Below are 22005 nucleotides of genomic sequence, written 5' to 3' on the forward strand. Positions count from 1 at the left end.
GGCACTTTCCTTTCGCTGGCTACGAAAGGTAAGTGCCGCCGTCGTGTCTGTCCTGGAAGCTGCCTGCCCCCGGGACCCCGGTCAGGTTTCCGGTGTTTAAGTTGGCCGCAGCGTTGCCTTAGCGGGCGGGAACTGTTTCCGCGGAAGCCTCCAGTGACTCCTGGCCGGAGACGCGCCGCTGCCAGTTCCGCATGACGTGTGGATCTGTGGGCTTGGTCAGCAGGGACACCGCCACGTAGACCACAGCGGATGCCAGCAGGCCGTAGTAGATGGGCTCGTTGGCGTAGATGCCGTCCAGGGGCGCTTTGGCGTTGATCTCCAGGGTGATCATGGTCCCCAGTGTCACCACGGAACCCACGGCCATGGACGCCGCTGCCGCGATGCCGGTGCCGCGCTTCCACACCAGGCCGCCGAGGATGGCAACGAGGAGGCCGCCCACAAGGATGTCGTAGGCAATGGTCAGGGCAGCGACAACGTCCTTGGTAATGATCGCGATGACGATGGCAATGATGCCCAGGACAAGGACCCAGATGCGGTTGGCCTTGACATCGTGCTCGGGGTTTTCGCTGTCCTCGGTGTTGATGTCCTTGCCGAACCAGCTGGCTACGAACGGCAGAACGTCCGCGCGGGCCACAGTCGCAGCGGCGATGAGCGCGCCGGATGCGGTGGACATCATCGCGGCCACGGCCGCGGCGAGCACCAGGCCGCCGATGCCCAGGGGCAGCAGGTTCTGGGCCACTTCGGCGTAGACGTCGTCCTTCGCGGCAATCTTGATATCGGAGAGGGCAACGCTGGCGGCCATGCCGATCAGGGCGCCGGCAACACCGTAGAGGATGCAGTAGATGCCGGCAGTGGCGCCGCCCCACCGGGCCACCGCGGGGGTCTTGGCCGTGAAGACCCGCTGCCAGATGTCCTGGCCGATGAGCAGGCCCAGGGTGTACACCACGAAGTAGGTGATGATGGTCTGCAGGCCGATGCCGTCAATCTGGAAGAAGCTCTCATCCACGCGGCTGCGGATGCCGTCTATGCCGCCGGCAGCGTTCAGGGTGAAGGGGAGCATCAGGAAGAAGATGCCCACGGTCTTGATGACGAACTGCACTTGGTCCGCCAGGGTGATGGACCACATGCCGCCGATGGTGGAGTAGACCAGCACGATTGCGCCGCCCACGGCAATGGCCGCCGCCCGGTCCCAGCCGAAGAGCACCACAAAGATGGTGGCGTAGGCGCCGGTGGACGTGGCGCACAGCATCAAGGTGTATGCAAGCATCACGATGCCGGAAGTCTGCGTTGCCTTGCTGCCGTACCGAAGGGTGAGCATCTGCGAGACGGTGTAGATCTTCAGCTTCTGGATGGTTCCGGCGAAGAGCAGGCTGAGGAGCAGGACGCCGGCGCCGATGGCCACCACCAGCCACATGCCGGAGATGCCGAACTTGTAGCCGAGGCCAACGCCGCCAACGGTGGACGCTCCGCCGAGGACCACCGCCGCCATGGTGCCGGTATAAAGGAACGGGCCGAGCCGGCGGCCTGCGACGAGGAAGTCACTGTTGTTCTTGGTGCGGGACTTGCCCCACCAGCCGAAGGCCAGCATTGCGAGAAGGTACACCACCACAATGGCGATGTTGATGACACTTGCGTCCACGTTGGACTCCTTGGAGCTGTGCGGCAGCCGGGGTGGTTCCGGAGTGAGGGGGATCCGGAACCGCTGCACGGTGGGTTTAGGGTGAGAGTGGATTCTCGATTATTGCCCGATAGGCAACAGATGTTTTCCAAAGAGTAGGCTGTGACCGTAGTAACAGTCAAGGGTGCTCCCTTGCACAGGTTGGGCGGCCCGGGCAGGCGCGCAATGGGGGGCGTCACAGAAGCGGCTGGCCATTAGTATTGCTCCAGAGTGGGGCCGGGCTGCCGGCCATGAAAGGTACGCAGATGAAGGCACTGCCAGTTGAGCCGAGCAACGTGCCCGTTGCCATCGGGTCCAGGATCCGGGCCGCACGGCAGTCCCAGCGGCTCACCATCGAACAGGTTGCCGACGCCACCGGGCTCACCAAGGGGTTCCTGAGCCGGGTGGAACGCGATCTCACGTCCCCGTCCGTGGCCTCGCTCGTGACGCTCTGCCAGGTCCTGTCGATTTCCATCGGCGACCTCTTCGCGGCGCCGGAAACCCACCTGACCAAGCGCAACGACGGGCCGCGGATCTCGCTGGGCGGCCAAGGAATCGTGGAGCGCCTGCTGACGGCCCGTTCCGAGCGGCGGATCCAGATCATCCAGGCCTGCATCGAGCCGCATGGCCGCGGTGAGACGGAACTGTATGCCGTGGACTGCGACGTTGACGTGCTCCATGTGATCAAGGGCAGTATCCGGCTGATCCTGACCAACGAGCAGTACGACCTCAGTAGCGGTGATACCGTCACCTTCCCCGGCCGGGAGCCACATACCTGGGTCAACCCCACCGACGAGCCCGTCGAGGTTCTCTGGGTCCTGGTCCCCGCCGCCAGCCGGTGATTCCTTCTGTCCGGGCCACGTGCTGTCCCGCCCGGTGATGTCCGCGATGACCTGCTGCGGGGTAAACCAGATATGTTCAGGCACGTTCCTCAAAACCGCGTCATCGTGAGACGCGGCCGAGTTGTTGCGGTTCCTGTCGCGGCGCATGTCCTCCCGCTTCGAATGGAAGGCGAACCCATCGATTTCGATGATCAGGAGCCCGTCCAGCAGGAAGTCCACCCTGCCGATCCCCGGCAGGAGAACCTGTGGCTGGTAAGAGTGCACAAAGGTCGCTCTCAAGGTAAACAAATGATGCGCATAGGAAAACAGGGGTGTATGATGGCAGTCACATCAGTCCCCCAACTCCTCGAAGGAGAGGCTTCCATTGGAAGAGCTGCGCATCGAAGCAAACGGCAACCTTGGCCCCATCGATTCCTCCCGTATTCCCCGCTACGCCGGGGCTGCCACCTACGCCCGCCTTCCGCGCCTTGACCAGGTCAACAAAGCGGACGTCACCGTGGTGGGCGTGCCCTTCGACTCCGGCGTCTCGTACCGCCCGGGCGCCCGCTTCGGCGCCAACCACGTCCGGGAGGCCAGCCGGCTGCTGCGCCCCTACAACCCGGCGTGGGACGTCAGTCCGTTCGAAAACATCCAGGTGGCGGACGCGGGCGACATGGCCGTCAACCCGTTCAACATCAACGAAGCCATCGAAACCATCCAGCAGAACGCCCTGGACCTCACGGCCGGCGGCAGCAAGCTGGTGACCCTCGGCGGCGACCACACTATCGCTCTGCCCCTGCTCCGTGCCGCGGCCGAGCGCGCCGGTGAACCCATCGCCATGCTCCACTTCGATGCGCACCTGGACACCTGGGACACCTACTTCGGCGCCGAGTACACCCACGGCACCCCCTTCCGCCGCGCCGTCGAGGAAGGCATCCTGGACACCGAGGCCATCAGCCACATCGGCACCCGTGGCCCGCTGTACGGCAAAAAGGATCTCGACGACGACCACCGGTTCGGGTTCGGCATCGTCACCTCCGCTGACGTGTACTACCAGGGCGTCCTGGAAACTGTGGCCAAGGTCCGCGACCGGATCGGCAGCCGCCCGCTGTACATCTCGGTGGACATCGACGTCCTGGATCCGGCCCATGCGCCCGGCACCGGCACCCCGGAGGCCGGCGGCATCACCAGCCGCGAACTCCTGGAGATCATCCGCGGCTTCCGCGGCATGAACCTCGTGGGCGCCGACGTCGTCGAGGTGGCCCCCGCCTACGACCACGCGGAAATCACCGGGGTCGCGGCCAGCCACGTCGCCTACGAACTGGTCACCCTCCTGGCGGACAACGCGGTGCCGGGAGACCGGTTCGGAACGGCGACGGGCTACGCAGCACAGGCCCTGGGCCAGGAGGCCCGCCGCCCGGCCGGCTTCGCAGCGGCCGGCAAGGAGTAACACCGATGATCGATTTCGATCCGGGGACAGCAGCCCCCACCAAAGGCACAGGTGCGCGCAACGGCGGGGACCTCGTCGTCGAGACCCTTGAAGCGCTGGGCGCCAAGACCGTCTTCGGTATCCCCGGCCAGCACGCGCTGGGACTCTTTGATGCAATGGGTCGCGGCAACCTGCAGTTTGTGTCTTCGCGCGTGGAGAACAACTCTGCCTTCGCTGCTGATGGCTATTCCCGTGCCACGGGCGAGGTGGGCGTCCTGTTCCTCTCCACCGGGCCGGGGGCGTTGACGTCCCTGGCCGGCTTGCAGGAGGCGTATGCCACCGGTGTTCCGATGGTGGTGGTGGCCAGCCAGATTCCGCTGGAGGGCCTGGGTGCACGCCGCAAGGGCATGCTTCATCAGCTTGATGACCAGAAGGCCTCTGCCGCGAACGTCACCAAGAGCCAGCGGTTGATCCAGCACGCCTCCGGGATCCCGTCGGCCATCCAGGACGCCTGGACCGAGGCGATTTCCTCGCCACAGGGCCCGGTGTGGATCGAGATTCCGCAGAACGTGCTGCTGGATCCGATCATGGTTCCGCCGGTGGAAGACGCCCTGGCCGAGGCGGCAGACAACCCGCCGCGCGTGGAGCTGGTCCGCGAGGCCGTGAAGTGGCTGCAGGCCGCAGAGCGTCCGGCGATCATCGCCGGCGGCGGCACTCGCCGGGGCCGCGCCGAAAAGGCGCTGTTGTCCATTGCGGAGAAACTGCGGGCACCGGTGATCTGCACGCCGGGCGGCAACGGCGCGTTCCCCTGGAACCACGAACTGTCGCTGCAGTCCTGGATCGAGGACCGGCACATGACTGATGTCCTGGAGGACGCCGACGTCCTGGTGGTCGTCGGGTCGTCCCTGGGCGAGGTGACGTCCAACTACTTCACATTCGCGCCGCGCGGCCGGATCATCCAGATCGACGCCGAACCCCGGGTCCTGGAATCCAACCGTCCCGGCCTGGGCATCCGGGCCGATGCCGGACAGGCCCTGGCCGCCCTGGACGAAGCGCTGGAGCCGGCGCGAAGTGTGCCGAACTGGCACGGCACATCCCCGGAGGACCTGGTCACGGAGTCGCTGGCAAAGGTCCGGGCCCGCCTGGAATCCCAGGACCTGGCCAAGGAACTGGGGTTCATGGCCGACATCCGTGAAGCCGTTCCCGCGGACATGCAGACTTTTTGGGACATGACCATCTCAGCGTACTGGGGCTGGAGTTGCTGGGACGCCCGGCAGGGCCAGTTCCACTCTGCCCAAGGCGCCGGTGGCCTGGGCTACGGGTTCCCGGCGGCCATCGGCGGAGCGGTGGGCCTGGAAACCCTGGGCAAACCGGGGCGTGTGCTCGCGGTCTCCGGTGACGGCTCGTCCATGTACTCCATATCGGAACTGGCCACTGCGAAGCAGCACAACGTGCCGGTCACCTGGCTGATCGTGGACGACGGCGGCTACGGCATCCTGCGCGAATACATGGTGGGCGCCTTCGGCAAGGCCACGGCCACGGAGCTTGCCCGCCCGGACTTCGTCAAACTCGCCGAGGCCTTCGGTGTGCCGGCCGTGAAAGTTGCCCCAGAGGACGTGGGGGAGGCGCTCAAGGCGGGCTTCGCCGCTGACGGTCCCAACGTCGTCGTGGTGGAAACACTGCTGAAGATGTTCGCCCCGACGCACCTGCCCCAATAGCAAAAACCCAGTTGATAGTGCAGAAGGGTCCCGGCTCCCACAAGGAGCCGGGACCCTTCTGCATTATCACCTCTCACTCTTTTAGTTTCCCAAAGCAACCAACTTGCGATATAGTTGCTTCAGGCAAACAAGTAAGGAGCCTCGAGCCATGGCAGTAGCACCGGATACGGCGGCGGATCTCGTCTACCAGATCTTCGATCTCCAGCGCGCGGTGCGGTGCATCTCAGCCGTCAATGTGCGCGGTCAGGACACCGGCGTGGCCCTCCAGGGTGTGCTGCGCTTCGTGGGCGAGGGGGAGACGCGCGCCACGCAGCTGGCCGAGCGGCTGGGAGTCAGTGCACCGGTCCTCAGCCGGCACATCGCGGACCTGGAAGAGCACGGCCTGGTGGTCCGCAGGCAGGATCCCGACGACGGACGGGCCCAGTTGGTGGCACTCACGCCGCAGGGAGCCGAGAAACTCCGGCGCATTGAGGAGCAGCGGACCGCGGTCCTGCAGGACTACCTGCGCGACTGGAGCGAGCAGGACGCCGGCCACACCGCGAAAACCCTCCGCAGGCTCACCGAATCACTCAAGAAATCAGCCCGGGCAACGGCGGCCGTCGCCACCAACGAACACAAACCCTTGGAGGAGTCACTTAATGGCTAACGTCACCGCCACCGCGCAGCACGGGCGCGCCCGGACCGGGAAGCAGGAATCGCGGCAGTCCAAACGCCACGAACCCGGCGCCCCGATGAACCACCGCCAGATCATGGAAGCCCTCACCGGCCTGCTGGCAGCCTTCTTCACCGCAATCCTCAGCAGCACCATCGTGGCGAACGCGCTTCCCACCATCATGTCCGAGCTGAAAGGCACCCAGACCGACTTCGCCTGGGTGATCACCGCGGCACTGCTGGCGAACGCCGCCACCACCCCCATCTGGGGCAAGCTCGCCGACCTCTTCGACAAAAAGCTCCTGGTCCAGCTGAGCATCGTGATCTTTGTGGCCGGCTCCGTGATGGCCGGTTTCTCCGAAAACATCCCCTTCCTGCTGACCGCCCGAGTCATCCAGGGCATCGCCATGGGCGGCCTGACCGCCCTGGCCCAGGCAATCATCGGCTCCATCATCCCGCCGCGTGAACGCGGCAAGTACTCCGGCTACATGGGTGCCGTGATGGCTGTGGGCACCGCCGGCGGCCCGCTGCTGGGCGGCTTCATCGTGGACAGCCCCCTGGGCTGGCGCTGGACGTTCTTCGTCTGCGTGCCCCTCGCCGTCGTGGCCCTGATCCTGCTCCAGATAACGCTGAAGGTGCCGCACATCAAGCGGCCCGCCAAAATCGACTGGCTCGGCGCCGTCCTGCTCACCAGCGGTGTGAGCCTGCTCCTGGTCTGGGTCTCCTTCGCCGGCAAGGCCGACTACTACGAATGGTGGTCCTGGCAGTCCGCGCTGATGGTGGGCGGCGGCGTCCTCCTGCTCGCGCTGCTGGTACTGGTGGAATCCAAGGTCTCCCAGCCCATCATCCCGCTGAAGATCATCTCCGAGCGCACCACAGCCTTGGCCATCGTCGCTTCCGTGGCCGTGGGCGTAGCCATGTTCGGTTCCTCCACCTTCCTGGGCCAGTACTACCAGGTGGCCCGCGGCGCCACACCCACCGAGGCCGGCCTGCTGACCCTCCCCATGATCGCCGGAAACCTGATCGGGTCGGTGGTATCCGGCCAGCTCATCAGCCGCTACGGCAAGTGGAAGCGCTTCCTGACCGGCGGCAGCGTCCTGCTGATCGGCGGCCTGGCGCTCGCCGGGACCATGGACCACACCACCGAACTCTGGCTGACCGGCCTGTATACCGGCATCTTCGGCATCGGCCTGGGCATGCTGATGCAGAACCTGGTCCTCGCCGTCCAGAACACGGTCAAGGCTTCCGACATCGGTTCGGCGAGTGCTTCGGTTGCCTTCTTCCGCTCTGTGGGCGGCGCCATCGGCGTCTCCGTCCTGGGTGCAGTGATGGCCAACCACGTCAAGGACCTCGCCACCGACGGCCTGGCGAAGCTGGGCATCCAGGCTTCCGGGAACAGCGGGGCCACGCTGGACCTGAAAGACCTGCCCGCCCCGGTGGCCGAGGTAATGCGCGCCGCCTATGGTGACGCCACCGCCGGGATCTTCCTCATCTCCGCAGCGGTCAGCGCAGTTGCCCTGCTGGCGGTCCTGTTCATCAAGGAAAAGCCACTGCGCCGGACCGTCGATATCACCCCCGAGGCCAACCTGCAGGCGAAAGCTGCCGGAGAAGCCGGGATGACCGCGTTGACCGGGCAACTGCCACTGGTATCGGCCCCCGCGTCCGGCACGGATGCGGGGGCTGCCGGAAGAGGTGCCGGTGCGGGCCATGGCGGCTCCGGCAGCGTGGGGTCTGGCCGTGCTGGCAGCAAGGCGTACGACGGCGGCACCTCCGCAGTGCCGGCCGCAGGTTCCGCGGTGCTCACCGCTGACGACCTCGAGGAGGCCTTCGCCCTCAACTTCGAGGCCGACCAGGCCCGCCGTGTGGCCGGCAAGGTGGATTCGCCGACGGCGGACCGTGCCGGCGGGGCAAGGGGTTTCGCGGCCAGTGCCGCAGCGACCGCCGCCACCAGCGCCGCTGCAACCGCTGCGGAGACAGCGCAGAGGCTGCAGGAGACCCAGCATTTGCTGGCCCGGCAGCAGGTGGAGCTGGGGAAGCTGGTGCTGGACATCCAGGAACAGCTGCAGTCCCAGCGGGAAGTAGCGGCCCAGCAGGCAGCCACGGCCGCGGAGCTCAGCCGGTTGAAGCGCAGGCTCCTTAAGGAACGGAAGTCCCAGGCCGCCGCGGCGCTCTACATTGCCAGCCACGGCAAGCATAGCGCTGCTGCACCGCAGGACTGAGCCCCGGCAAAACAACATCGAAGCCGCCGCCCGGCACCGGACCCCACCGGTGCCGGGCGGCGGCTTTTGCTGGCGGGGATGAATTAATCCATTCATCACCAGAAAATGTGCTCCACCCGGGCGCGTTGTCGGTGGTCAACACTAGAGTTGGAATCATGCTCCTCACCCTCATCCGGCGCTACTCCAAACCGTATGCGCCGTACGTTCTGGCTGTCGTTTTCTTCCAGCTGGCTTCCACCATTGCTGCCCTCTACCTGCCCAGCCTGAACGCCCGGATCATCGACGAAGGCGTGTCCCGCGGGGATACCGACTTCATCTGGGGCACCGGAGCCGTGATGCTGTTAGTGGCGTTCGTCCAGGTGGGAACCGCGATTGCGGGCGTCTACTTTGGCTCCAAAACCGCCATGGCGCTCGGCCGGGACCTGCGGCGGGCCGTGTTCCGCAAGGTCACCAGCTTCTCGGCCAAGGACGTCAACGCCTTTGGAGCGCCCACCCTGATCACGCGCGGCACCAACGACGTCCAGCAGGTGCAGATGCTCGTGCTGATGGGGCTCAACTTCATGGTGGCCACGCCCATCATGTGCATCGGCGGCATCATCATGGCGCTGCGCGAGGACATCAACCTGTCCTGGCTCGTCTGGGTTTCCGTACCCCTCCTGACCGTTGTGGTGGGATACCTCGTGGTCCGGCTGATGCCGCTGTTCCGGTCCATGCAGAAGAAGATCGACCGCATCAACGCGGTGCTGCGCGAGCAGATCATCGGCATCAGGGTGGTCCGGGCATTCGTCCGCGAGCCCTACGAAACCGAGCGGTTCGGCGAGGCCAACAAGGAGCTGACGGACGTTTCGCTGAAGATCGGCTCGCTGTTTGTGCTGATGTTCCCGGCCATCGGCATGATCCTTCACCTGTCCACTGCGGCAGTGCTGTGGTTCGGCGGCCAGCGGGTGGACTCGGGCGACATGCAGGTGGGTGCCCTGACGGCCTTCCTGCAGTACCTGCTCCAGATCCTCGTTGCCGTGATGATGGGCACTTTTATGGCCATGATGATTCCGCGCGCCTCCGTCTGCGCGGACCGCATCGGCGAGGTGCTCGACATCGAACCCTCCATCCATGACCCCCGGCAACCGGAAGCGCCCGCGTCGCTGACCGGAGTGGTCGAATACCGCAACGTCACCTTCGCCTACCCCGGCGCCGAAGCGCCGGTACTGAGCAACGTCAGCTTTACGGCCCGCCCCGGGCAAACCATCGCGATTATCGGCTCCACGGGTGCCGGCAAGACGTCCCTGCTGTCGCTGCTGCCCCGCCTGTACGACACCGCTGAAGGCGAAGTGCTGCTCGACGGTGTGCCCGTCAGCAGGCTGGACCGCGCCGAGATCACCAGGCGCGTGGCACTCGTGCCGCAGCGTCCGTACCTCTTTTCCGGGACCATCGAGCACAACCTGCGCTTCGGCAAGACCGATGCCACGGACCAGGAACTCTGGGACGCCCTCGAAGTGGCCCAGGGTGCGGACTTCGTCCGCGAGAAAAAGAACGGCCTGGATGCCCGCATCTCGCAGGGCGGAACCAACGTGTCCGGCGGGCAGCGGCAGCGCCTGTGCATTGCCAGGGCACTGGTGACCAAGCCGCGGGTCTACCTTTTCGACGACTCCTTCTCGGCGCTGGACGTCGCCACGGATGCCCGGCTCCGGGCTGCGTTGAAGCGAACCACCGCCGACGCCACCGTCATCATCGTGGCCCAGCGGATCTCCACCATCACCGAGGCGGACCAGATCCTGGTCCTGGACAACGGCCGGATCGTGGACCGCGGCACACATGAGGAACTCCTGGAAACCTCGCCCACGTACCAGGAAATTGTTGAATCCCAGCTGAGCGTGGAGGAAATGGCATGAGCGCCCGCAAGAAGGACTCCACCAGGGTGAAAGAGACGGCGTCCGAGGACCAGCTCAACGCCGGCCCGGAAGGGGACCTGGAGGACGACGGATTCTTCGAGGAGGAGTACACGCCGTCGGAGGCTGACGGCGACATGTTCGGCGGGATGCCGGCCAAGAAGGCCGAGCACTTCTGGCCCTCGGCCAAGCGGCTGATGGGCCTGCTCAAGCCCGAGGCACTGGGGATCTACGTGGTGGTGGGCCTGGTAATCGTCTCCGTGGTCCTGAACGTCGTCGCCCCCAGGATCCTGGGCCAGGCCATGGACACGATCTTCGCCGGAGTGGTGGGCAAGCAGCTCCCGGCCGGAGTCAGCAAGGACCAGTTCGTAGACGGCCTGCGCCAGCAGGGCCAGGACAACTTCGCGGAGATGCTTTCGCGGATGGAGCTGGTACCCGGCGCCGGGATCAACTTCGACAAGCTCACCACGCTCATCGCCGTGGTGCTGCTGATGTACTTTGTGGCCAACATCTTCCTGTGGCTGCAGGGCTACGTGTTGAACCGCATCGTGATGAAGGTGATCCGCCGGCTCCGCGACAATACCGAGAAGAAACTGAACCGGCTGCCGCTGAACTACTTCGACACCCGCCAGCGCGGCGACGTCCTGTCCCGGGTGACCAACGACGTCGACAACATCCAGCAGGCGCTCCAACAGGCATTCGCCCAGCTCATCAACTCCGTCCTGACGGTCATCGGCATCGTGGTCATGATGTTCATCGTCTCCTGGCAGCTTGCCCTCATCGCGCTGATCGCCTTGCCACTGTCCGGCGTGGCAGCGGGAATCATCGGTGCCCGCAGCCAGAAGCTCTTCGCCGCCCAGTGGAAGAACACCGGCTCGCTCAACGGGCAGATCGAGGAATCCTTCTCGGGGCACGACCTCGTGAAGGTTTTCGGCCGGGACGCCGACATGCTGGAACGCTTCGAGGAACGCAACGAGGCGCTCTACAAGGCCAGCTTCGGTGCCCAGTTCGTGTCCGGCATCATCTTCCCCGTGATGCAGTTCGTGTCCTACCTCAGCTACGTTGGCATCGCCGTGGTGGGCGGCCTGCGGGTAGCCTCGGGCTCCATGTCACTGGGCGACGCGACAGCGTTCATCCAGTACTCGCGCGAGTTCACCCAGCCGCTGGGCCAGATGGCAGGCATGGCCAACATGCTCCAGTCCGGCGTCGCCTCCTCCGAGCGGGTGTTCGAGTTCCTCGACGCCGACGAGCAGGACGTCGAGACGGCCACCGAACACCTCCCGGCCAAAACCGACGGGCACGTGGAGTTCAAGGACGTTACGTTCAGCTACACCGAGGACAAGAAGCTGATTGAAAACCTGTCCTTCACGGCTGAACCGGGAAACACCGTGGCCATCGTGGGGCCCACCGGCGCGGGCAAGACCACCCTGGTCAACCTGGTGATGCGGTTCTACGAGCTCAACTCCGGATCCATCACCCTGGACGGGGTGGACATCACCCACCTCAGCCGGTCCGAGCTCCGCTCCAAGGTGGGCATGGTCCTCCAGGACGCCTGGCTGTTCGGCGGTTCCATCTACGACAACATCCGGTACGGAAACCTCGACGCCACGGACGAGCAGGTCATGGCGGCGGCCAAGGCAACGTTCGTGGACCGTTTCGTCCGCGCCCTGCCCGAGGGCTACGACACGGTGATCGACGAAGAAGGCAACAACGTCAGCGCCGGTGAAAAGCAGCTCATCACCATCGCCCGCGCGTTTGTGGCCAACCCGTCGCTGCTGATCCTGGACGAGGCCACCAGCTCCGTTGACACCCGCACCGAGCTGCTGGTGCAGAAGGCCATGGCAGCCCTCCGCACGGACCGCACCAGCTTCGTCATCGCCCACCGGCTCTCCACCATCCGCGACGCCGACACCATCCTGGTGATGGACAACGGCAGGATCGTGGAGCAGGGCAACCACAAGGTCCTCCTCGCGGCCCAAGGCGCCTACTACCGGCTGTACATGTCCCAGTTCGCCGGTGCGGACGCCGGTGTTGCACAGGTGGATGATTCGACGGCGGTGCACAGCTGAGCGCGCAGGAGGTCCCGGTGCAGGTGGATCCCGGCGTGCAGCCCGAGCCCCGGCCCAGCGGCGGCCGGATCGAGGTCCTGGTCCCCATGCGCTGGGGCGACATGGACGCCTACGGGCACATCAACAACGTCCAGATCGTGCGGATGCTGGAAGAAGCCCGGATCGGTGCTTTCGGTCCGCCACGGGGCGCGGGGCTGCCCGGGATCGAACCGCACGTCTCCCTGTTCAATGATGTCCCCGAGGGCACCATGGCGCTGGTGGTGGACCACAAGATCCGCTACGTCAGGACATTGGAATACCGGAATATACCGGCAGTGGTGCAGGTGTGGATCGGCGCAGTGAAGGGCGCCAGCTTCGATATCCACTACCTGATCCAGGACCCGGTCACGGGGGAGGACTGCGTCAAGGCCAGCAGCCACCTGGCGTTTGTGGACGAAGCCACCGGCAGGGTACAGCGACTCACCCCGGAACAGAAGGAACGGATGGCGCCGTACAGGCACTAAGCCCCTGGACAAAGCGGTACCGGACACACTGGACTTGAAGCACACCGAACAGTGAAAGGAAGCCCGATGACCAAGAACAAAACCCGCGCCCCAAGGAAGAAAAAGACCTGGAAGGAAATGTCCCCGTCTGCGAAGGCCGGCACCATTGTGGCGGGCCTGATCAACCTGACCCTGCTCATGGCGGCCCAGCGGGACATTTCCAAGCGCCCGGCAGGCCAGATCAACGGTCCCAAGGCTGCGTGGCGGGCGGCCTCGTTCATCAATTTCATCGGGCCCATGGGCTATTTCATCTTCGGCCGGAAGAAGCCGGCGGCGGCGGTTTAGCCACCGGAAGCTGGACGGGTGGCGGGCCCCTCTAAGCGCCCGTCCAGCTTCACCCTGTAAATTTGAATCCATGACCCCCACCTCCGCGACCGCCATGACCCGTGCCCTTGGTATCTCGAAGGAAATTGAGGATGCGGCGTGGTTTGTCCTCGGCCCGGGGCTCCTCGGCAAACCCTCAGCCCTTGACGGGCGCACCATGACCTGGACGTCGGAGGCCGCGGCGGAGCTCCTGGGCAGGCTGGAACTGGGAACGCCGGACCCGAAGGCACCCATGATGACCAACCTCCGGCAGAACCTTGAGGGCGCATCCCGGGAGGCGAAGCAGCTGGCTGTTGAACTGCTGTTCCTGCAGTCGCTGCCCCTGGCACACGAGGTGAAGTCGCTGAAGGTCAAGCGCGCCCGGGTGACCGAGGCCGCCTCCTGGCTGGAACCTCCGCTGGAGCTGCCGGAGGGGCTTTACCAAGGGCTGACGGACCACGGCGTGATCCGCGACCGCACCGCCGAATTCAACTGGACCATCTGGGACCACCTGAAATGGCTGTGCCGGTTTGTCCAGCACGTGGACCAGCAGCCCACCGCCGACATCGCCGCGGCCCTGCAGGACCCGCTGAAATTCCACCGGCTCGCCGCCGCCACTCCCGGCGACCAACCCGCCATCCGCCGCAGCATCGAATTCCTCACCTGGCCCGGCTACTTCGAACCCGTGGTGGCGGACGTGGAACGCCAGGAGATCCGCGACGCCTTTGCCTCGCTGGTGGGCGGCGCCAAGGGTGACGCCGAAGAAGACATCACCGCCGACATCCACCGCATCCGCCTCCACCTCGATGAACAGGCGGGCCAGCGCATCGACTGGTACGCCCGGCAGCTGGTCAGCCAGTGGCGCAAGGTGGGGGACCCCGGACGGCGGGCGTGGCTGCTGCGTACGCACAGCGACAACACCGAGCTCCTCACAGCCTGGGAGGGCGAGGAGAAGGTGACGCTCGACGTCGAACATCTCCGCCTGCTGGGCCCCGGCGTCACCGCAGGGGTGGTCCAGCACGCCGTGGACGAGGACTACAAGCACCTCGGCTATGTGGAGCGCGAGGACACAAAAACCGCAGTGTTCGCCTTCCTGACCGTGATGAAGCCCGGGGACCTGGTCCTTTACCAGCATGCCGGAAAGGTGCGGTTGGGCGGGGTGCTCGGCGAGCCCGAACACAACGAGGACAACCGGAGGCTGCGCCGCAAGGTGCGCTGGTTCGACGAAGGCCACACCACCACCAGCCTTCCCCGCCACGTGCAGCGGCAGCTGGCCACCCCCGGCATCGTCGTCGATGTGACCCGTGTGGTCCAGGCCCTGCAGGGTCTGCTGCCTGCCGAAGCGGAAACTGAACCGGACGGCGATGCTGAAGCGGCCGCCGTCATGCCTCCCGTCCAGGAAGGCTTCCGCCCGCTGACCCGCGAGTTCGCGGACTCCCTGCACATGGAGCTTGAGCCCCTCCAGGAGATCGCCGAGCTGCTGGAGGAGAACCGGCAATTGGTCCTGTACGGCCCGCCGGGCACCGGCAAGACCTACCTGGCCAAGCATCTCGCCGCCGAGTTGGCGGACGACACCACCGACGAGCGGGTCAAGCTGGTCCAGTTCCACCCGTCGTACGCGTACGAGGACTTCTTCGAGGGCTACCGGCCGGACAAAACGGATGAGGGCCAGGTGTCTTTCAAACTCGTCGCAGGACCGCTGCGCCGGCTGGCGGAGGAAGCGGCAAAGCCCGGCAACGAGAAGAAGCCGTACTTCCTCATCATTGATGAAATGAACCGCGCCAACCTGGCCAAGGTGTTCGGCGAACTGTACTTCCTGCTGGAGTACCGCGATGACCGGATCTACCTGCAGTACAGCCCCAACGAGCCGTTTACGCTGCCGGACAACCTCTACATCATCGGCACCATGAACACCGCCGACCGGTCCATCGCCATGATGGACGCCGCCATCCGCCGCCGGTTTGCGTTCATCGAGCTGCATCCGCAGACCGAACCGGTGAAGGGCTCCCTCCTGCGGTTCCTGGAGGCCCGCCAACTGGACGCCACCCCGGCGCTGCTGCTGGACGCCCTGAACGCCGCCATCGACGAGTGGGACAGGGACCTCATGATCGGGCCGTCCTACTTCATGAAGCCCGCCGCCCAGACGCCGGCCGGGCTGCGCCGGATCTGGAAGTATGAACTGATGCCGCTGCTCGAGGAGCACTACCACGGGCAGCTCACCAGGGCGCAGCTCGAGGAACGCTTCGGGCTGGACAGGCTGCTGGAACGCCTTGCAGGCCACTGACCCGCGTGCTTCCGTCCGGCACCTGGTGCTGGACGAGCTGTCCCGGGGCATCGTGGAACGGCTGGACCCGGCCAGCGCCTCCTTCCTGAACTCCAGCGGCCTGGCAAAAGCCTCACCGATGGGCATGGGGCTCTACCGGATCGAGCCGGTGGGCAAGGTGGGCTCGGTGCGGACTCCCACCGTGCAGCTGGACGTCCGGCCCAAGGACAGGCTGGGACTCAGCCGGCTCCTGTTCCTGCTCAGCTACGCGGGCGAACAGGGATTCCGTCCCGACACCGTGGCCGCCGTCGAGGACCGGGACCTGTGGAGCGCACTGGCTGAATCGTTGGCGCAACTTGCGGAGCGGGCATTGGGGCGTGGTGTCCTGCAGGGCTACCGCACGGTGGACGAGTCACTGCGCACCGTCAAAGGCCGGATCCGGATCTCCGACCAGATCTCCCGCCGGCCAGGCATGCTGGTGCCGTTGGAGGTGTCCTACGACGAGTTCAGCGAGGACATCGCCGAGAACCGGATACTGCGGGCCGCGCTGGAGCGGATGGGCCAGGTGCCGCGGGTCCGCCCCGACGTGCTGAGCCGGCTGCGCCAGCTCAAGGGAAAGCTCGACGCCGCCACCCGCCTTCCAGCCGGCGCTCCGCTGCCGCCGTGGACAGCCACCCGGATGAATGTGCGTTATCACGCCGTCCTTCGCCTGTCGGAGCTGATCCTGAGGAACGCCTCCGCGGAAGCCGGCGAGGGCAAACAACAGACCGCGTCGTTTGTGGTGGACATGGCGCAGGTGTTCGAGGACTTCGTCGGCAAGGCGCTGCGGGAGGCGATGGCGGCGTATCCGGGGGAGCTCCGGCTGCAGTACAACGCGCTCCTGAGTGAGGCGGTGCGGGACACGGACCGGCTGTCCGTGCGCCCGGACGCCGTGCACCTGCTGGGCGGGCGGCCAGTGGTGGTGTACAACACCAAGTACAAGGCCGCCTCAGATTCCGGGGCTTCGCTCACCGCAGACCACTACCAGATGCTGGCGCACTGCACCGCGTTGGCGGTGCCCACCGCATGGCTGGTTTACGCCGGTGCCGGGGAGGTCAAGCTGCGCCGCATCCTCAACACGGACATCGACATCGTGGAGTTTCCGCTGGACCTGTCCCGGCCGCCGTCGGAAATCCTGGCTGCAATCAAGGACCTCGCACGGCAGTCCTGGGGCGAAGTGGTCCGGCAGGCGCGCTCAACCACCGGTGATTGATTGCTGTCTGGTGATTGAGCCCTGTCCTGTGATTGAACTCGTCGAAATCTAGACAGGTACCCGGAACGTGAACGTGGTCCCCTCGCCCAGGGTGCTTTCCACCTCGATGGTGCCGCCGTGCGCTTCCACGATCGCCTTGCTGATGGGCAGGCCCAGGCCGACTCCGGGGATAGCGGTCCTGCGGACGTTGCTGGTGCGGAAGAACTTGGCGAACACCTCCGACGCGTCCTCGGGCGTCATCCCCATGCCGGTGTCGCGGACCTTGCACGCGAAGTGGCCGTCCTCCTGCGCCAGCGAGACCATGACGTTGCCGCCGTCGGGGGAGTACTTGATGGCGTTGGACACCAGGTTGTCCAGGACCTGGGAGATCCGGGCTCCGTCCACGTGTGCTTCCAGCCGTTCCGGAGTCTCGGCGGACAGCACCACACCCGACGCTGCGGCCTTGGGCATGGCCGAGGACACGCTGGTACGCACCAATTCCGCTATGTCGACGGCATGGGGCTTCACGATCAGCTGCCCGTTCCGGCTGGACAGCAGATCCGAAACCAGCGTTAGCAGCCGCTCGGAGTTCCTGCGGATGATCTCCAGCATGTTCACCTGGGAATCCGCAGGCCCGTCGCCGAGCAGGATCTCCACATACCCGAGGATCGACGTCAGGGGCGTCCGGAATTCGTGCGACACGCTGGAGACGAAATCGTCCTTGGCAGTCAGCGCGTTGACGAGGTCGGTCACGTCGCTGAAGGCGATGACGGAGCCGGCGAACTTCCCGTCCGGGTCCTTCATGGCGCGGGCGGTGGTCACAAAAGCGCGCTGCTCGTTCCCTGAACCCAGCCAGACCAGGTAGTCGGTGAAGGTCTCGCCCAGCACTGCCCGGCGGACCGGACGGTCCTCCACCGGAACAGGTGTCTTCCGGTCCGGGCCGAAAACGAGGAGCTGGGACTCGTTGGGGTCCGCGATCTCCTTGGGCCGAGCCAGTTCGTGGTTGGTCCGCTGCTTCCGGTTCATCAGTACGTCATGCCCGTCGGCGTCCACGGCGAGGACGCCCAGGTGGACAGTGTCCAGGACGGTGTTCAACAGCGATTCCTGGCGCTGGCTGGTGCGCAGACTGTCCTGCAGCTGGGCATCCTTTTCTTCCAGCTCCCGCTGCTGCCGCATCATGCTGAGCGTCAGGACACTCACGGAGACACCAATGCCGAGCATCATTACCGGCAAGAGCAACGACCGGGCCAAGTCCTGCCCCGTGAGGGCGCCTTTGATGATCAGCGGGACCCAGATGATCGCGAGTGGTCCCAGGACGGACACCCACAGCGCGGCCCGGGGGTAGTAGCCGGAGGCGCATAACCAGATCACCGGAAAGACTGCGAGCAGGCTGATGCCGGTCAGGCTTTCCTGCCCGCCCTCCCTGCCCAGCGCAATGGAAACGAAGTCCAGCAGTGGAATGACCAGGAAACTCGTGTACGGCAGCTTGTCCCAGGGAACCAGGTAACACAGGGCCATGATGGCGATCTGTGACACCAGGAAAGTAGCGAACAGCGGGTTTCCCATGGTCGCGGGAAAGAAGGCCCAGATGAGGAATGCCGTCAGCAAGGTAGTCACGAAGAGCGGCATCTGGCTCAATACCACCCGCTCCGTCAGCGTGTACTCATGGAAGGGGCGCCGGAAAAACCTCAGCTTCCCGGTGGACCAGGCAACGGGGTCAGTCATTGCGCGGAAACTTGCGGGGCGGGGTGTGCAAGGCCATAAGAGCAGGATATCCGCAGCCAGCTATATACTTCTGACGTCGGCTGCTGAGGGGGCGCTATGAGTGATGCACGTGTGGGACTGGTCATCGAGGATGACCACGATATCCGGGAACTGGTCCGTACTGTTCTGACCCAGGCCGGCTTCGACGTTACCGTGGCCAGCAGCGGCGCCGAGGGCGTCCTGACTGCAAAGACCCTCAACCCGGACGTCATCACCCTCGATCTTGGCCTGCCGGACATCGACGGCTTTGAGGTGTCCCGGCAAATCCGCGAATTCTCCGACGCGTACATCGTGATGCTCACCGCCCGCACCGAGGAACTGGATACCCTGATCGGGCTCGAGTCCGGTGCCGATGACTACCTCACCAAGCCGTTCCGGCCGCGGGAGCTTCGCGCCCGCATTGCCGCCATGATGCGCCGTCCCCGTTCGGTCCCGGACCAGGCGGAAGCGCCGGGCATTGAGGCCTCAGTGGATGCCGCTGCGCACCCTGAACGGGGAAACTACAGCCATAACGGCCTGGAGTTGAGCTACGCGTCCCGCACTGTGACGGTGGACGGCACGGAAATGAATCTGACACGTACGGAGTTCGAACTCCTGCACGCACTTTTGGAAGCCGGCCGGACGGTCCGGACCAAAGCGGACCTTGTGCGTCGGCTCCGGGACGAGGATTACGACGTCGGGGGCTACATCAGCGAGGCGGACGAACGGTCCGTCGAGGTCCACATGGGCAACCTGCGCAAAAAGCTGGGCGATTCACCGCAGAAGCCGCGGTGGCTCCAGACGGTGCGCGGCGTGGGCTATCGGTTGGCTCCCGGCGAACACTGAGCCTGCAGCCGGCTCGTGGTCAGCCGGCTGCACTGGTTGATGGGCCGCAGGAACGAGGCCGCAAGGCGGGGCAGCGCAACGGCCACATCGGCGTCGTACGCTTCAGTACGGATTTCACCCTCCAAGGCCGTGGCCAGCCCTGCCAGCCGCTCGGCACCCACCATCTGGCTCGATGTCTTCAAACTCAGGACCGCATCCACCGAACCATCCAGGTCACCTGTGGTCAGGGCCAGTTGCAGGCGGCCGATCCGGTGCGGGAGGTAGTCGATGAAGTTCCCCACGAAGACCCTGCAATAGCCCCCATCATCTTCGAGTTCCTCCCGCAGCCGGTCCAGGACTGACTGGTCCACGAGCGGCCTGCCGGTATGATCAGACGGCGCCATGACGGTCCTTTCGGCTGGAGTTTTCCACCTCCGAAACGGGGCGGTTACAGGGGAATTTCTTCTTCTTCAGAGTAGGTGTGTTCCTTTTGCACAGCAGGGTTTCGGAGCAGAATTGTGGGTTTCTTGATGAGACTGCGGGTTTGCGCCGAATACTTGAACCAGTAAATTCCAGGCCTATGACGGGCGGTTCCGGCCGCTGGTTGATGTGGAGATGGTGCGCTGTGGAATGCTGAGCAAGATTGCCTCAAGAGCGCTGTTGCCCCGCACTGCTGTGATGCCCAAGGCTGGTAGTTCCCAGGAACCGTACGAGCTGGGATTCGAGTGCTGACCCGTTCTTGAGTTCGCATTCCCAGACGGTGAGCACCTCCCAGCCGGCGTCCTCCAACTGGCGGCGCTGGCCAGCGTCGCGTTCCTTGGTACGTTCCCGCTTGGCCGCCCAGAACTCGGCATTGGCTTTCGGGGCGTGCTGGCCGACGCGGCAGTCGTGGAAGTGCCAGAAGCAGCCGTTGACGAAGATGACCTTCCGTCTGCCCGCGAAGACCAGGTCCGGGTTGCCCGGGAGCCGGGGGCTGCCGGCTTGGCCATGCAGCCGGTACCGGTACCCCTTGGCGTGGAGGAGGCGGCGCACCAGCAGTTCAGGCTTGGTGTGTTTGCCCCGGATCCGGGACATGTTCCAGCTGCGCTGCTCAGGGGTGAGCTTATCCGCCATGCTTCCAGTCTAGGGTCCTGGACTCAGCGCTCCGGTTGCTCACCCAGCTGGAAATGGCGTCCGCTGATGGAGGTCGGTTCGATCTCGACGTAGAAGTCTTTCAGCGTTGGCACCCAGGATTTCAACCCCAGTCCTTCCACGTCCGCAAGTTCGGCGGAGGTATTGAGTACCCGGGCTTTACCCCGGAGGACCACCGACCACGCCTCGTCCGAGAGGATCCCGTCGGCCTCAAACAGCACAGCCGAGTTGATGGTGAGTTGGGCGAGCTTGTTGCCCGGCGCCGTCCTCAAATACAGCTTGCCCTTGGAGCTGATGTAGTTGACGGGGAAAATATCCGGTTCACCGGCGACGGAGACCACAAGCCGTCCATGCCTGGTGGCCTCCAGCAGGTGCCAGGACTGCTCGTCGTTGAGTTCCAGGACAGGGTTTCCATCCGCATGTTCAAACATCATGGCGCTATTCTTCAGAGTCGGTGACCGTCGCGCCAGAGGCGTGTGCCGCCGTCGGCCATCAGTGTGATGGGGCAGGGCACCTTCCGGACTTCGGAGGGATCACATGCAGATTGGGCAGGGACTACAGGAACCACGGACGGATTACGCGCGGACTACGCCGAGGCGGAGCCCCGGCGTAGTCCGCGGGACGGCCCGCGAGTTGGCTGGCGACTAGCCGCCGGCGGGGGCGACCACTACGGCCGGCGAGCCCTCGTTGAGCGGGTTAGCCGTGGCGGAGGGGGCGACCACACCGAATTCGTAGCCCCTGGCCCGCAGCGCATCGATGCTGCTGGCCAAGTAGGTCCACTGCGACGACGGGCAGGCCAAGACGTCCTCAGCGTCGTGGAGCAGGATGATCGCGCCAGGCGCAGCCTCCGACAGCACATAACGTTGGACGCCGGCAGCCCCGGGGCACTCGAAGTCGCCGGGTTGGCCGATGTGCCAGCGCCAGAGAATTCCGCCGGTCATTCCGATGCTCTTGATGTAGTTCAGCGCGTACGAGGTGCTGTTGCCGAACGGGAAGCGCATGAGCGTGGGCTTCTCGCCCGTGACGGCGCTAATGGCGCTATTCGTGCGGTCGATCTGCTGCTTCTGGTTGGACTGGCTAAGTTCGGGGAAGTTGGCATGGTCCCACGAGTGGTTCCCGATCACGTGCCCCTCGGCCTTGATCCGGCGGACGAGGTCCGGGTACTGCTGTGCGTTGGAGCCCTGGAGGAAGAACGTGGCCTTGACGCCCTTCTGTTTGAGGACGTCGAGGACGAATGCTGTGCGTTGGGGGGAGGGCCCGTCATCGAAAGTCAGGCCGATCAGAGGCTCGTCGGCGGCTTGGGCTGCCACGGCGGAACCGCCGGCAAGCAGTGCCGCGATCAAGCTCGCGGCGGCCAGTGCCTTGACGGCAAACTTGTTCTTTTTCATGGTGTCTCACCTTCCTTCAGGGTGTCTTCAACGTGGGGTAGATGAGCAACCTACGACGCCTGCTGGGGCCTGTAAACAGCTATTGCGTGGGTATGGCTCCCCTCCGGGGGATAGGGGGAAATGTGGGGT

At 65.2% G+C, this 22005-nt stretch carries 18 protein-coding genes; 12 read left to right on the forward strand and 6 right to left on the reverse strand.

Translation table 11 applies throughout. The features are described 5' to 3' along the window. Positions 1–118: 118 nt before the first annotated feature. On the reverse strand, positions 119–1639 hold the full coding sequence (locus BACI348_RS05165) for a sodium:solute symporter family protein (protein ID WP_159824249.1): 1521 nt from the start codon (positions 1637–1639) through the stop codon (positions 119–121). A 284-nt stretch (positions 1640–1923) separates the two neighbouring features. On the opposite strand from BACI348_RS05165, the gene BACI348_RS05170 reads away from it, so the two are divergent. The 11 genes from BACI348_RS05170 (at position 1924) to BACI348_RS05220 (ending at position 16810) form a co-directional block, all read left to right on the forward strand. Then, positions 1924–2499: a helix-turn-helix domain-containing protein gene (locus tag BACI348_RS05170; protein WP_159824250.1), complete on the forward strand. Its 576-nt coding sequence runs from the start codon at positions 1924–1926 to the stop codon at positions 2497–2499. Positions 2500–2863: 364 nt separating this feature from the next. Beyond that, the gene (speB, locus tag BACI348_RS05175; protein ID WP_159824251.1) at positions 2864–3928 is read left to right on the forward strand and encodes an agmatinase; all 1065 of its coding nucleotides are present in this window, start codon (positions 2864–2866) and stop codon (positions 3926–3928) included. 5 nt (positions 3929–3933) lie between these two features. Then, complete coding sequence (locus BACI348_RS05180) at positions 3934–5625, forward strand: thiamine pyrophosphate-binding protein (RefSeq protein ID WP_159824252.1); 1692 nt, start codon at positions 3934–3936, stop codon at positions 5623–5625. A 148-nt stretch (positions 5626–5773) separates the two neighbouring features. Further along, a complete protein-coding gene (locus BACI348_RS05185) occupies positions 5774–6271 on the forward strand; it encodes a MarR family winged helix-turn-helix transcriptional regulator (protein WP_159824253.1) in 498 nt (165 codons plus the stop codon). Between the two features lie 85 nt (positions 6272–6356). Further along, the gene (locus BACI348_RS05190; RefSeq protein WP_503487631.1) at positions 6357–8495 is read left to right on the forward strand and encodes an MDR family MFS transporter; all 2139 of its coding nucleotides are present in this window, start codon (positions 6357–6359) and stop codon (positions 8493–8495) included. Positions 8496–8650: 155 nt separating this feature from the next. Then, entirely contained in the window at positions 8651–10384 is a 1734-nt protein-coding gene (locus tag BACI348_RS05195; RefSeq protein WP_159824255.1) for an ABC transporter ATP-binding protein, read from the forward strand. Then, complete coding sequence (locus tag BACI348_RS05200) at positions 10381–12450, forward strand: ABC transporter ATP-binding protein (RefSeq protein WP_159824256.1); 2070 nt, start codon at positions 10381–10383, stop codon at positions 12448–12450. Before BACI348_RS05195 ends, BACI348_RS05200 begins: the two co-directional genes overlap by 4 nt. A gap of 86 nt (positions 12451–12536) precedes the next feature. Continuing rightward, entirely contained in the window at positions 12537–12953 is a 417-nt protein-coding gene (locus tag BACI348_RS05205; protein ID WP_159829801.1) for an acyl-CoA thioesterase, read from the forward strand. 66 nt (positions 12954–13019) lie between these two features. Then, a complete protein-coding gene (locus BACI348_RS05210) occupies positions 13020–13277 on the forward strand; it encodes a PLDc N-terminal domain-containing protein (protein WP_159824257.1) in 258 nt (85 codons plus the stop codon). Between the two features lie 70 nt (positions 13278–13347). Then, positions 13348–15579 (forward strand): McrB family protein, encoded by a 2232-nt coding sequence (locus BACI348_RS05215; RefSeq protein WP_159824258.1) that lies wholly within the window; start codon positions 13348–13350, stop codon positions 15577–15579. After that, positions 15566–16810, forward strand: a complete 1245-nt coding sequence (locus BACI348_RS05220; protein ID WP_236557437.1) for a 5-methylcytosine restriction system specificity protein McrC — start codon at positions 15566–15568, stop codon at positions 16808–16810. The genes BACI348_RS05215 and BACI348_RS05220 overlap by 14 nt, the downstream gene beginning before the upstream one ends. Positions 16811–16858: 48 nt before the next feature. Here the strand turns inward: BACI348_RS05220 and BACI348_RS05225 are convergent, their stop codons facing one another. Then, the gene (locus BACI348_RS05225) at positions 16859–18514 is read right to left on the reverse strand and encodes a sensor histidine kinase (protein ID WP_159824259.1); all 1656 of its coding nucleotides are present in this window, start codon (positions 18512–18514) and stop codon (positions 16859–16861) included. A 96-nt stretch (positions 18515–18610) separates the two neighbouring features. On the opposite strand from BACI348_RS05225, the gene BACI348_RS05230 reads away from it, so the two are divergent. Beyond that, positions 18611–19378, forward strand: a complete 768-nt coding sequence (locus BACI348_RS05230; protein WP_201298379.1) for a response regulator transcription factor — start codon at positions 18611–18613, stop codon at positions 19376–19378. Here the strand turns inward: BACI348_RS05230 and BACI348_RS05235 are convergent. The 4 genes from BACI348_RS05235 to BACI348_RS05250 all read right to left on the reverse strand — a co-directional run bounded on the left by BACI348_RS05235 (position 19351) and on the right by BACI348_RS05250 (position 21876). Further along, positions 19351–19761: an Hpt domain-containing protein gene (locus tag BACI348_RS05235; protein ID WP_159824260.1), complete on the reverse strand. Its 411-nt coding sequence runs from the start codon at positions 19759–19761 to the stop codon at positions 19351–19353. The genes BACI348_RS05230 and BACI348_RS05235 overlap by 28 nt on opposite strands. A 244-nt stretch (positions 19762–20005) precedes the next feature. Next, positions 20006–20470: a very short patch repair endonuclease gene (locus tag BACI348_RS05240; protein WP_159824261.1), complete on the reverse strand. Its 465-nt coding sequence runs from the start codon at positions 20468–20470 to the stop codon at positions 20006–20008. Positions 20471–20493: 23 nt separating this feature from the next. Next, on the reverse strand, positions 20494–20922 hold the full coding sequence (locus BACI348_RS05245; RefSeq protein WP_159824262.1) for a pyridoxamine 5'-phosphate oxidase family protein: 429 nt from the start codon (positions 20920–20922) through the stop codon (positions 20494–20496). 210 nt (positions 20923–21132) lie between these two features. After that, positions 21133–21876, reverse strand: coding sequence for a polysaccharide deacetylase family protein (locus BACI348_RS05250; protein ID WP_159824263.1), 744 nt, complete (start codon positions 21874–21876; stop codon positions 21133–21135). Positions 21877–22005 lie beyond the last annotated feature (129 nt).

It is taken from the genome of Arthrobacter sp. 9AX, from assembly GCF_902506095.1.
In the GTDB taxonomy this organism is placed as follows: Bacteria; Actinomycetota; Actinomycetes; order Actinomycetales; family Micrococcaceae; genus Arthrobacter.